The sequence below is a fragment of the Aeromonas sp. S13(2024) genome (assembly GCF_041402405.1).
Lineage (GTDB): Bacteria > Pseudomonadota > Gammaproteobacteria > Enterobacterales > Aeromonadaceae > Aeromonas > Aeromonas veronii.
Genome location: NZ_JBGLRA010000002.1, coordinates 368,145 through 380,752, shown reverse-complemented (window position 1 = coordinate 380,752; position 12,608 = coordinate 368,145). Strand labels below are relative to the sequence as shown.

Genomic DNA, 12,608 nt, shown 5'->3' with positions numbered 1-12,608 from the left:
CGGAGCCAGCCCTATGAACGTCACATTCTCTGTCTACAGATACAATCCGGATGTTGATAACGTCCCCCATATGAAGGAATATCGTCTTGATATTCCTGAAGGTTCCGACATGATGGTGCTCGACGCACTGATCCAGTTGAAAGAGCTGGATCCCACGCTCGCCTTCCGCCGCTCTTGCCGCGAAGGGGTCTGTGGATCAGACGGTCTCAACATGAATGGCAAGAACGGTCTTGCCTGTATCACCCCGCTCTCCGACCTGCTGAAGAAGGGCAATAACGTCGTTATCCGCCCCTTGCCCGGCCTGCCGGTGATCCGTGATCTGGTGATCGACATGACCCAGTTCTACACCCAGTGGGAGAAGGTCAAACCCTTCCTCATCAATGATGACAAGTTGCCGCCGGTGCGTGAGCATCTGCAATCCCCCGAAGAGCGCGCTAAGCTTGACGGCCTGTACGAGTGCATTCTCTGTGCCTGCTGCTCCACTTCGTGCCCCTCCTTCTGGTGGAATCCCGACAAGTTCATCGGTCCAGCCGGGCTGCTCGCCGCCTACCGCTGGCTGGCTGACAGCCGCGACACCGCGACCACCGAACGACTGGGGAATCTGGACGACGCCTTCAGCGTGTTCCGCTGCCATGGCATCATGAACTGCGTGAACGTCTGTCCGAAAGGCTTGAACCCGACCAAGGCGATTGGCCAGATCAAGTCGATGTTGCTCAATCGGGCTGTTTAGTATCAGGGCCGGCCACGTGCTGGCCCGACCTCTGGATAGCCATCCCACCCGTGGCAGGATGGCTATTTGACCCCTACAAGCTGCGCAGCAGTAACAAGAAGTACAAGGGATAGAAATGCATAACGGCGTGATGAAGGCCTGGTTGGAGTCATCTCACCTGGCTGGTGCGAATGCAAGCTATATCGAGGATTTGTACGAATCCTTCCTGGAAAATCCTGACTCCGTGTCCGATGAGTGGCGCAGCCTGTTTAGCGAGCTGCCCCAGGTCAATGGCCATGCGGTTGAACAACCCCACTCCCAGGTCCGCGATTATTTCCGTCGTCTGGCCAAGGATCCCTCTCGCTACAGTGCCCCCGTATCCGATCCGCAAGTGGATGCCAAGCAGGTGCGGGTATTGCAGCTGATCAACGCCTTCCGTTTCCGTGGTCACCAGAATGCCAATCTGGACCCGCTGGGCCTGTGGCAGCGTGAAACCGTTGCCGAACTGGATCCTGCGTTCCACAACCTGCTGGGCGCAGATATGGAGGCCACCTTCAATGTGGGCTCCTACGCCATCGGTCGCGAGACCATGGTGCTCTCCGACCTCTACGCCTCGCTGAAGAAGACCTATTGCGGCTCCATCGGCGCCGACTACATGCACCTCACCTCCACGGAAGAGAAGCGCTGGCTGCAACAGCGTCTCGAATCCATTGAAGGGAAGGGGAGTTACACCCTCGAAGAGAAGACCCGTTTCCTCGAGAGCCTGACCGCCGCCGAAGGGCTGGAGAAATATCTGGGTGCCAAGTTCCCGGGAGCCAAGCGCTTCTCGCTGGAAGGTGGCGACGCCATGATCCCCATGCTCAAGGAGCTGATCCGTCGCGCCGGTGAGCAGGGCTGCAAAGAGGCCGTTATCGGTATGGCCCACCGCGGTCGCCTCAACGTGCTGATCAACGTGCTGGGCAAGCGCGCTCAGGATCTGTTCGACGAGTTTGCCGGCAAGCATGGTGAATCCTGGGGGACCGGTGATGTGAAGTACCATATGGGCTTCTCCTCCGACTTCGCCACCCCGGGTGGCAACGTCCACCTTGCGCTGGCGTTCAACCCCTCTCACCTCGAGATCGTCAACCCTGTGGTCATCGGCTCGGTCCGTGCTCGTATGGATCGTCGCGGTGACAAAGATGGCTCCAGCGTGTTGCCCATCACCATTCACGGTGACTCGGCCATGGCCGGTCAGGGCGTGGTGGCCGAGACCTTCAACATGTCCCAGACCCGTGCCTATGGCGTCGGCGGGACGGTGCGCATCGTCATCAACAACCAGGTTGGTTTCACCACCTCCTATATCCGTGACCTGCGTTCCACCGAATATTGCACCGACATCGCCAAGGCGGTGCAGGCGCCGGTGCTGCACGTCAACGGGGATGATCCGGAGGCTGTGGTGCTGGTGACCCAGATTGCACTGGATTACCGCAATACCTTCAAACGCGACGTGGTGATCGAGCTGGTCTGCTACCGTCGTCACGGTCACAACGAAGCGGATGAGCCGAGCGCCACCCAGCCTTTGATGTACCAGAAGATCAAGCAGCACCCGACCCCGCGCAAGATCTACGCCGATCAGCTGGTGGCCGAGGGGAGCCTCGCCCAGGAGCGGGCGACCGAACTGGTCAACGAGTATCGCGAAGCGCTGGATCGCGGCGAGCGGGTGAGCAAGGAGTGGCGGCCGATGGAGCTGCACTCTGTCGACTGGACCCCTTATCTGGGTCACGACTGGAACATGGCCTATGAGAGTGCCGTGCCGATGGATCACCTCAAGAGCCTCGGCGAGCGGGTGAGCCAGTATCCGGCGACCCACGTGCTGCAGCGTCAGGTCGAGAAGATTTACGAAGACCGCCGTCTGATGGCCGCTGGCGAGAAGTTGGTGGATTGGGGCTTTGCCGAGACTCTGGCCTACGCCACTCTGGTGGACAAGGGGTCCCGTATCCGCTTTACCGGTGAAGACTCCGGCCGTGGCACCTTCTTCCACCGCCACGCCGTACTCCACAGCCAGACCGATGCCAGCACCTACACCCCGCTGTGCAACCTGCACGACGAGCAGGGCCCGTTCGAGGTGTATGACTCTGTGCTGACCGAGAACGCGGTTCTGGCCTTTGAATATGGCTACGCCAGCGCCGAGCCGGCTGGCCTCACCATCTGGGAAGCCCAGTTCGGCGATTTCGCCAACTGTGCCCAGGTAGTGGTGGATCAGTTCCTCTCCTCCGGTGAGCAGAAGTGGGGCCGGATGTGCGGCCTGACCATGCTGCTGCCGCACGGTTACGAGGGGCAGGGGCCGGAGCACTCCTCCGCCCGTCTGGAGCGTTATCTGCAGATGTGTGCCCAGCACAACATGCAGGTGTGCGTGCCCTCTACCCCGGCGCAGGTGTTCCATATGCTGCGTCGTCAGGTTGTGCGCCCGATGCGCCGTCCGCTCATCGTCATGACGCCCAAATCCCTGCTGCGCCATCCGCTGGCGGTGAGCAAGCTTGAAGAGCTGGCGGAAGGTACCTTCCAGAACGCCATCGGCGAGATCGATGCGCTGGATCCGAAAGCGGTCAAGCGGGTGGTTTTCTGCTCCGGCAAGGTCTACTACGACTTGCTCGATGCCCGTCGCAAGGCCGAGCAGCAAGATGTGGCACTGGTGCGAATTGAGCAGCTCTACCCCTTCCCGGAAGAGGAAGTGCGCGCCATTCTGGCCGATTACAGCCACGTCACCGACTTTGTCTGGTGTCAGGAAGAGCCGCAGAACCAGGGCGCCTGGTACTGCACCCGTCACCACTACGATGGCGTGCTGCCAGCCGGAGCCACCCTGCGTTATGCCGGTCGCCCCGCGTCAGCCTCACCGGCCGTCGGTTACATGTCTGTCCACGCCAAGCAGCAAAAAGCCTTGGTGGAAGATGCCCTTACCCTGTAAAGCCTCTGGCATAGAAGTAAAAAGGAACTGATTGGATGACTATCGAAATCAAGGTACCGGATCTGCCGGAATCAGTGGCCGATGCCACTATCGCCACCTGGCACAAAAAACCGGGCGATCTGGTCGCCCGTGACGAAGTGCTGGTCGACATCGAGACCGACAAGGTGGTGCTGGAAGTGCCGGCACCGCAAGCCGGTGTGCTGGGGGATATTCTGCAAGGGGAAGGGGCGACCGTGTTGTCCCGTCAACTGATTGCCATCCTCACCGCCGCCCCGGTGGCCGGTGAAGAGACCAAAGAGAAACCCGCTGAAGCGGTTGCCGATGATGGTGCCGATGGCTTGAGCCCCTCGGTGCGCCGCCTGATTGGCGAGCACGACATCGACGTGACCAAGCTGACCGGTACCGGCAAGGGTGGTCGCATCACCAAGGATGATGTGGAAGCCTTCATCAAGGCCAAGAGCCAGCCTGCGGCAGCCGCACCGGTCGCAACTGCAGCCCCGGCAGTCAAGGTTGCCCCGCTGGGTGGTCGTACCGACAAGCGGGTACCGATGACCCGTCTGCGCAAGCGCATTGCCGAGCGTCTGCTGGAAGCGAAAAACACCACCGCCATGCTGACCACTTTCAACGAGGTCAACATGAAGCCCATCATGGATCTGCGCAAGCAGTACGGCGAGATCTTCGAGAAGAAGCACGGCATCAAGCTCGGCTTTATGTCCTTCTACGTGAAGGCGGTGGTGGAGTCCCTCAAACGCTATCCGGAAGTGAACGCGGCGCTCGATGGCGATGACGTGGTTTACCACAACTACTTCGACGTCAGCATCGCCGTCTCCACCCCCCGTGGTCTGGTGACGCCGGTGCTGCGCGACTGTGACAACATGAGCCTGGCGGACATTGAGAAGGCCATCAAGGATCTGGCGGGCAAGGGCCGTGACGGCAAGCTGACCGTGGATGAACTGACTGGCGGCAACTTCACCATCACCAACGGTGGCGTGTTCGGCTCCCTGATGTCTACCCCGATCATCAACCCGCCCCAGAGCGCCATTCTGGGCATGCACAAGATCCAGGATCGCCCGATGGCCGTTGACGGCAAGGTCGAGATCCTGCCGATGATGTATCTGGCGCTCTCCTACGATCACCGTCTCATCGACGGACGCGAATCGGTAGGCTTCCTGGTCTCCGTCAAGGAGCTGCTGGAAGACCCGACCCGTCTGTTGCTGGACGTCTAAGCCTGTGGCACCCGGGCAAGGGGTTTGCGCCCCGAGCTGAGTGTGCTGCTGGACGTTTGAGTAATACCCGAGCGATTGAAAGATAACGAGGGGCCGCCCAGGCCCCCATTCACAGGGGATTGAGAAACACCAGCCCCGGACGGAAATACCTACAACACGGATAGAGCATCTATGAATCTGCATGAATATCAGGCAAAACAGCTGTTTGCCGAGTATGGCCTGCCGGTCTCCGAAGGTTATGCCTGTGCTACCCCACAAGAAGCGGCCGAAGCGGCCGACAAGATTGGCGGCAATACCTGGGTCGTTAAATGCCAGGTACACGCCGGTGGCCGCGGTAAAGCGGGCGGCGTGAAAGTGGCCAAGAGCAAGGATGAGATCCGTGCTTTTGCCCAAAACTGGCTTGGCAAAAATCTGGTGACCTACCAGACCGATGCCAACGGCCAGCCGGTCACCAAGATCCTGGTGGAATCTTGCACCGACATCGCCAAAGAGCTCTACCTGGGCGCCGTGGTTGACCGTGGCTCCCGTCGCGTGGTCTTCATGGCCTCGACCGAAGGTGGCGTGGATATCGAGAAGATCGCCCACGAAACCCCCCATCTGATCCACAAGGCGGCTATCGATCCGCTGGTGGGTCCGCAGGCCTATCAGGCCCGCGAACTGGCCTTCAAACTGGGTCTGGTCGGCGATCAGATCAAACAGTTCACCAAGATCTTCATGGGTCTGGGCCAGATGTTCCTGGATTGCGATTTCGCGCTGCTGGAGATCAACCCGCTGGTGATCACCGCGCAGGGCAACCTGCACTGCCTGGATGGCAAGATCAACATCGACGCCAACGCACTGTATCGTCAGCCCAAGCTGCGCGAGATGCACGACCCGTCACAAGATGACCCCCGCGAAGCGCACGCCGCCCAGTGGGAGCTCAACTATGTGGCCCTCGATGGCAACATCGGCTGCATGGTCAACGGCGCGGGTCTGGCCATGGGCACCATGGACATCGTCAACCTGCACGGCGGCAAACCGGCCAACTTCCTTGACGTCGGCGGTGGCGCCACCAAGGAGCGCGTAACCGAGGCGTTCAAGATCATCCTCTCCGACAGCAACGTCAAAGCGGTGCTGGTCAATATCTTCGGCGGCATCGTGCGCTGCGACATGATCGCGGAAGGCATTATCGGTGCGGTCAAGGAAGTGGGGGTCAAGGTGCCCGTCGTGGTCCGTCTGGAAGGCAACAACGCCGAGCTGGGTGGTATCAAGCTGGCCGAGAGCGGCCTCAACATCATTGCGGCCAAGAGTCTGACCGATGCCGCGCAGCAAGTCGTCAAAGCAGCGGAGGCCAACTGATGAGCGTACTGATCAACAAGGACACCCGAGTCATCTGCCAGGGCTTTACCGGCGGTCAGGGTACTTTCCACTCCGAGCAGGCGCTCTCCTACGGCACCCAGCTGGTGGGCGGCGTCTCCCCGGGCAAGGGCGGCACCACCCATCTGGGCCTGCCGGTGTTCAACACCGTCCGTGACGCGGTCGAAGCGACCGGCGCTACTGCCTCCGTCATCTATGTTCCGGCTCCGTTTTGCAAGGACGCGATCCTGGAAGCGATCGACGCGGGCATCAAGCTCATCGTCACCATCACCGAAGGCATCCCGACGCTGGATATGCTGGACGTCAAAGTGAAGCTGCAAGAGACCGGCGTGCGGATGATCGGTCCCAACTGCCCGGGCGTGATCACTCCGGGTGAGTGCAAGATCGGCATCATGCCGGGCCACATTCACAAGCCGGGCAAGGTGGGCATCGTCTCCCGCTCCGGCACCCTGACCTACGAAGCGGTCAAGCAGACCACTGACGAGGGCTTTGGCCAGTCCACCTGCGTCGGTATCGGTGGCGACCCCATCCCGGGTTCCAACTTTATCGACATTCTGGAGATGTTCCAGAACGACCCGCAGACCGAAGCGATCGTGATGATCGGCGAGATCGGCGGCAACGCCGAGGAAGACGCGGCCGCCTATATCAAGGCCCACGTCACCAAGCCGGTGGTCTCCTATATCGCCGGTGTTACCGCACCTCCCGGCAAGCGGATGGGCCACGCTGGCGCCATTATCTCCGGTGGCAAGGGTACTGCCGCCGAGAAGTTTGCCGCTCTGGAAGATGCTGGCGTGAAAACCGTCCGCTCCCTGGCCGATATCGGCAAGGCCTTGCGCGAAGTCACCGGCTGGTAATTCCTGTTAGCCCGTTATCTCTAATAAAAGTGCCGCCCGATGGGCGGCTTTTTTATGGTAAAATAGTTTGGTTAGTTATATTTGTGTGTGAAAAACTGAAATCGGTTTAACTATTAATACTTATGGGTCTGTTAAACCAACTTGAGATGAAAATATGATTCAAGGGAAAGTAATATTAAATACGATGCCAAGTAAACATCGTAAAAATATTGAAGATATTTGTAATGGCTGGATTGAAGCTTTGCAGAGATATGAGAATAGTTATCCTGGACGAGATTCAATACATTGGTATAACGAACGAGCCTGTATTGGTGCGCTCTCAGCAGGGATTTGGATTAAAGGTGGTATTACTCTGGAGGAATATCAGTCGACAAAGCTCATAGGCAGTAAAAAGGATAGCCTTCCAAAATATGGACGAGTAGATTTATATTTTCAAATTGATAGTAAGAGAAACAAATGTTCTTCAACACTAGTAGCTATATGTGAGGCTAAACTACGTTGGCTATGTACATCCCAAAGAGCGAAAAGGCATGTTATTGTAGATCGGATTAAAAGCACTCTTAATAATGCAGCAAAAGATAGTGAAAACTCATTTAATGGTGGTAATGAACACATAACACTTGCTGTAAGTTTCTTTCCTACGTATAGGAAAGGTGATGCCGATGAGGATGTTTTGGTCTTTATTGAGGAAACCCTTGAAAGTCTGGAGTCAAAATGGAGTGAAGGTCGAGCTATCGCCAAGTTCACAACTAGTGTGGATCTAAAGTCTTCGAATGATAATATATGCAATGAAATATATATGGTCGTTGAGTATAAAAATATGAAGAAGTAAAAATTATCTCCATACAGGCAGGAGTCATTTTTGTGAGCATTTCGTATGTTGGGCTAATAAGGTAGGTTGGTGCTGAACGAAGTGAAGCCCAACGTTTACCGTGAAATATGCTTGTCAATCTGTTTACTGCTCGGCCACATCCTCGTTTATCCCTCTCTGGTTGACGTAATCATGCTCGCCTGTTGGGCTTCGCTTCGCTCTGCTCCAACCTACACATCACGCTATCTCAACCCTGCCGCCACAGGGGCCCATCAGCGGATCACGCGTGGCGATAATGCCCCCTCAGATTTCACCTGTAAAAATGCCGACCCTCGGGTCGGCAGTTTCAAGAAATAGGGTGTGGGGCGAAACAGTATGGGAAATGGTTGCCCTCTATCGCCGAACTATTTATCCGCCTTGCCCGCCGCATCGGCAAGTTTGGCCAGCTGTTTGTCATACCAGGCCACCGGGCGGTTCTCATCTTCCGCCCGCTCCTTGCGCCGGATAGCGTTGCGCACCGCCATTGCACCCAGCCAGCGGAATGGCTCTGGCGGGAAGTAGCCGCGCGGGCCGCTTACCAGGGCGCAGTCACGCCACGGTTTGTCCTCCTCCCGCACCTCGTCTCTCACCAAGGCCGCCAGGATCTGGCCGCCCATCCAGCTTTGCGCCACTCCGTTGCCAGAGTAGCCGAGGCCATAGACGATATTGGGCTGCCCTCGCCAGTGGCCGAAGAAGGGGAGGCCATCTACCGAGCGGTCGGAGGCGCCGCACCAGCTGGCGGCGATGGGCACCTCTTTGAGCGCCGGAAAGAAGCGGCGCAGGGTGCGGGTAAGGGGGGCAAGATAACGGCTCGGCGCATCAAACTCGGCCAGATGGCGGTTGGCAAAGGCAAAGGTGTTGCCCCCCTTGCCCAGCATCAGCCGCCCTTGCGGGGTCGAGCGGTAATAATGGACAAAGGTGCGGCCATCCACCACGCTGCGGCCGTGCTCAAGCTGCTGGGTGGCCAGTGCATCCGGCGCGGGGTCGGTTATCACCATATCGGAGGAGACCAGCACTATGCTGCGGCGAAACTCGCGAAAGTGCTGCACCATGGCGCTGTTGAGGGCCAGCACCACCTTGCGGGCACGCACCTCACCCTGCGGCGTTTGCACCCGCGCAGGCTGGCCCGCCTCAAGGCGCCGCATGGGGGAGTGTTCATAGACCTCGACCCCCAGTTCCCGCGCCACCCGCAGCAGGCCGCGCACCAGCAGTGCCGGTTGCACCGAACCGGCGTGTGGGCTGTAGAGCCCCTCCAGATGAACGTGGGAGCCGCTCTGGCTCGCCAGTTCACCCTCTGCAATCGCCTGCCACTGGTTAAGGTCGGCTCGCTGTAGCTCCCGTAATACCGGCTCCATCAGGCCGCGCTGCGCCTCGCTGGTGGCGGTGTAGCAGGTGCCCTCGACCCTCAGCTCTGCCTCTATGTTGTACGTTTCGCAGAAGCGGGCAATCTCGTGCACCGCCTGCTCGGATCTTTGTACCAGCCAGGCGGCCTGCTGCTCGCCAAAGAGGCGCTTTAAGGTCAGGTATTTGGCCGACCAGGTGAGCAAACAGCCGCCGTTGCGCCCGGAGGCGCCGCTGCCGCAGCGATCTTTTTCCAGCACCATGATGCGCAAGTGTGGCTCGGCCTGTTTAAGGGCGATGGCGCTCCACAGCCCGGTAAAGCCGCCACCGACGATGCAGACATCGGCCTCGTGGTTGCCGACCAGGGGGATGGGGGGCACGGGCTGTTCGGCGGCGAGCGCCTCGGCCAGCCAGAAGGGGAGAGTGGACATGATGACTCCTCGATAAGGTTATTGGTGGCGCCAGCGCTGGGTGCGATCCAGCAGGGCGCGGCTCAAAAAGAGCTGGAGCAGCTTGACGGTGGCGGCGGCCAGCAGGATCAGGGTGGCCATGGCGGCGGCCGCGGCGGTATCGCCGGAATCCTCCATATTGAGCACGGCGATGGAGGCGAGCACGCTGTCGCTCGAATAGAGGAAGATCACCGCCGAGGTGGTGGTCATGGCGTTGACGAACAGATAGATAAAGATCTCCAAGAGCGCTGGCAGGGAGGCGGGCAGGGTGACCCGCAAGAACGCCTTCCAGAGCGGAATGCGCAATGAGATGGCCACCAGCTCCAGCTCCTTGGGCAGCTGCTTGAGGCTGGTCAGCGCCGTCATATGGCCCACCGTGTAGTAGTGGATGACGCAGGAGAGCACCATCAGCGGCAGAGTGCCATAGAGGCTGCCAAAGAGCGGATTGCCGTTGAAAAAGAAGATGTAACCCAGCCCCAGCACCATGCCGGGTACCGCCAGCGACAGCATGGCAAGCAGATGTAGCAATTGGCGCAGCGGCGCGAAGTGGCGCCCCTTCTCCTGTGCCCAGGCCAGCACCATCACCAGCACGGTGCCGATCAGCGCGGTATAGAGGCCCAGCTGCAGGGTATTGGTAAAGGGCTGCCAGCCGTAGACGCTATTGCTGTCAAAGGCGTAGTGATCCAGCGTCAGAGCGAGGTTGTAGGGCCAGAACTGTACCAAGGATCCGTAAACCGCCATCCCCACCAGCGCCAGAAACAGCAGGGCCCAGAGCGTGCACCAGCCGAGCGCCAGCAGATCCCGCAGCCGATGGGGTTTGGGCTGATAGGGCACCGCCTTGGTGCTGCTCTGCTCCTGCATCTTGCTGCGCACTCTGTGCTCCAGGGCAAAGCTCAAGAGTGCCGGCAGCAGCAGGGTGACGCTGGCAACGGCGCCCAGCGAGAAGTTCTGCATCCCGATCACCTGCCGGTAGATATCGGTAGCCAGCACGCTGTACTGGCCGCCAATCACCTTGGCCACCCCGAAGTCGCAGATGGTGAGGGTGAAGACGGCGATGGCGGCGCTGAGCAGGCCATAACGGGCGGTAGGCAGGGTGACAGTGACAAAGGTGCGCCAGCCGCTGCTGCCCAGCACCCGGGAGGCTTCATAGAGGCGGGCGTCGCTCTGACCGAGCGCCGTGATAAGGATCATCAGGGCGTGAGGGAAGCACCAGAAGCCAAGACCGATGACGATGCCGATGGGGCCGTAGATGCTCTCGCCGCCGAGCAGCCCCTTGGCGATCCCCTGATTGCCAAACCAGTAGACCAGACTGATGGCGGGCAGCAGGGAGGGCATCAACAGCGGAATAAGGCCGATGAGGCGAAACAGGGGCTTGCCCGGCATGCAGGTGCGGGTGAGGGCATAGGCGTAGCCAAAGGCGATGGTCACCACCAGCGCGGTGATCAGCACCCCGAGCCAGAGGGTGTTGCCGATGGTACGCCCCAGATGAGGGGAGTCGAAATAGGCGCTGAAGTTGGCAAGGCCTATCCAGAGGCCGTTCTCATCCTGCAGGCTCTTTTGCAACATGGTGAGCAGCGGTAGCAGCAAGCCGCCGGTGAGCAGGGCGATGCCGAGCACCAGCAGGATCAGTTGCAGCAGCTGATCCCAGCTCCAGCCGCGACAGAGCCGCTGCCAGCGAGAGTCTTGGCGGGCTGTCACTGGTGGCTGCAGGGAGGAGGTCGCGAAGGGGGCTGTCATGGGCGATCTCCTTCAAACAGTTGCATCGCCCCGGCGGGCCAGTGCAGCGAGCAGCGCATGCCGCTGCGCCAGCCACCCTGTTCGTGGCGGGGCAGCTCGTGGGTCGGGCGCTCCACCAGGATCTGCTGCGGGCCCAGATAGGTGTCGGCGGTGCAGATAAGACGCTGGGCGGCGCCGAGAAACTCCACCTGATCGATGGTTGCTTCAACGCCATGCAGCCCAAGATACGGCTCGCTCGGTGCACTCAAGGTGATCGCCTCGGGGCGGATCGCCACCTGCAATTTGCTGCCGGCCGCCGCCTGGTTGGCAAGTGTCAGCGGTTGTTCGTTGAGGCGCACCTGATTGGGGCTCAGCACCAGGGTCTCGAGGAAGTTCATGGTACCGACAAAGCTTGCCACGAAACGGCTGGCAGGCTGGTGGTAGATCTCCTGCGGGGTGCCCACCTGCACGATGCGGCCGCCCTCCATCACCACGATGCGATCGGCCATGGTCAGCGCCTCTTCCTGATCGTGGGTCACCATGATGGTGGTGATGCCAAGGCGCTGCTGCAGGGCGCGGATCTCGCTGCGAAGGTGGGTGCGCACCAGCGCATCCAGCGCGCTGAGCGGCTCGTCCAGCAGCAGCAGGCCGGGGGAGAGGGCCAAGGCCCGGGCCAGCGCCACCCGCTGCTGCTGGCCGCCGGAGATCTGGCTCGGGTATTTGTGGGACTGGGCAGTGAGATCCACCAGCCCCAGCCAGTGATCGACCCGCTCCTTGATGAGATCCCGCGCCAGCCCCTGATTCTCAAGGCCGAAGGCGATGTTCTGGGCCACCGTCAGGTTGGGGAAGAGAGCATAGGACTGAAACACGATGCCAAAATCGCGCTCCTGGGGCGGCAGGCGGGAGATATTGCGCCCTCCTTGCCAGATCTCGCCGCTGTCTGGCAGATCCAGCCCGGCGATGGCTCTGAGCAGGGTAGTTTTGCCGCAGCCGGAGGGGCCGAGAAAGCAGATAAACTCCCCCGGCTCAATGGTCAGAGAGATCCCCTTGAGGGCCTGAAAAGCACCGAACTGCTTGTTGAGATGTTGAATGTCCAGATAGGGCTGGGTCATGGTTCGACTCGCTACTGATTTGGTATATACCAGTTTGTGGGTGAAGTGTGA

9 protein-coding genes are annotated in these 12,608 nt (G+C 59.8%); 6 read left to right on the top strand and 3 right to left on the bottom strand.

Annotation, left to right across the window (positions count from 1 at the left end; translation table 11 throughout):
- The first annotated feature begins 13 nt into the window (after positions 1-13).
- From ACB042_RS05525 to ACB042_RS05500, 6 genes are all read left to right on the top strand, one after another.
- Positions 14-730, top strand: a complete 717-nt coding sequence (locus ACB042_RS05525) for a succinate dehydrogenase iron-sulfur subunit (RefSeq protein WP_005333549.1) — start codon at positions 14-16, stop codon at positions 728-730.
- A 115-nt stretch (positions 731-845) separates the two neighbouring features.
- Entirely contained in the window at positions 846-3,653 is a 2,808-nt protein-coding gene (sucA, locus tag ACB042_RS05520; RefSeq protein WP_371177990.1) for a 2-oxoglutarate dehydrogenase E1 component, read from the top strand.
- Positions 3,654-3,688: 35 nt separating this feature from the next.
- Complete coding sequence (gene odhB / locus ACB042_RS05515; protein WP_267529738.1) at positions 3,689-4,879, top strand: 2-oxoglutarate dehydrogenase complex dihydrolipoyllysine-residue succinyltransferase; 1,191 nt, start codon at positions 3,689-3,691, stop codon at positions 4,877-4,879.
- 171 nt (positions 4,880-5,050) lie between these two features.
- A complete protein-coding gene (sucC, locus tag ACB042_RS05510) occupies positions 5,051-6,217 on the top strand; it encodes an ADP-forming succinate--CoA ligase subunit beta (RefSeq protein ID WP_005361097.1) in 1,167 nt (388 codons plus the stop codon).
- Positions 6,217-7,089: a succinate--CoA ligase subunit alpha gene (gene sucD, locus ACB042_RS05505; RefSeq protein ID WP_005333542.1), complete on the top strand. Its 873-nt coding sequence runs from the start codon at positions 6,217-6,219 to the stop codon at positions 7,087-7,089. The genes sucC and sucD overlap by 1 nt, the downstream gene beginning before the upstream one ends.
- 154 nt (positions 7,090-7,243) lie before the next feature.
- Positions 7,244-7,921 carry a hypothetical protein gene (locus tag ACB042_RS05500; RefSeq protein ID WP_371177989.1) on the top strand — a complete coding sequence of 226 codons (678 nt, stop codon included), beginning with the start codon at positions 7,244-7,246 and terminating at the stop codon, positions 7,919-7,921.
- Between the two features lie 383 nt (positions 7,922-8,304).
- Here the strand turns inward: ACB042_RS05500 and ACB042_RS05495 are convergent, their stop codons facing one another.
- The 3 genes from ACB042_RS05495 to ACB042_RS05485 are packed head-to-tail and all read right to left on the bottom strand — an operon-like array spanning position 8,305 to position 12,557.
- Positions 8,305-9,711, bottom strand: a complete 1,407-nt coding sequence (locus tag ACB042_RS05495; protein ID WP_371177988.1) for an FAD-dependent oxidoreductase — start codon at positions 9,709-9,711, stop codon at positions 8,305-8,307.
- 18 nt (positions 9,712-9,729) lie between these two features.
- Positions 9,730-11,466, bottom strand: coding sequence for a putative 2-aminoethylphosphonate ABC transporter permease subunit (locus ACB042_RS05490; protein ID WP_371177987.1), 1,737 nt, complete (start codon positions 11,464-11,466; stop codon positions 9,730-9,732).
- Complete coding sequence (locus tag ACB042_RS05485; RefSeq protein WP_371177986.1) at positions 11,463-12,557, bottom strand: putative 2-aminoethylphosphonate ABC transporter ATP-binding protein; 1,095 nt, start codon at positions 12,555-12,557, stop codon at positions 11,463-11,465. The genes ACB042_RS05490 and ACB042_RS05485 overlap by 4 nt, the downstream gene beginning before the upstream one ends.
- Between the last annotated feature and the right edge of the window lie 51 nt (positions 12,558-12,608).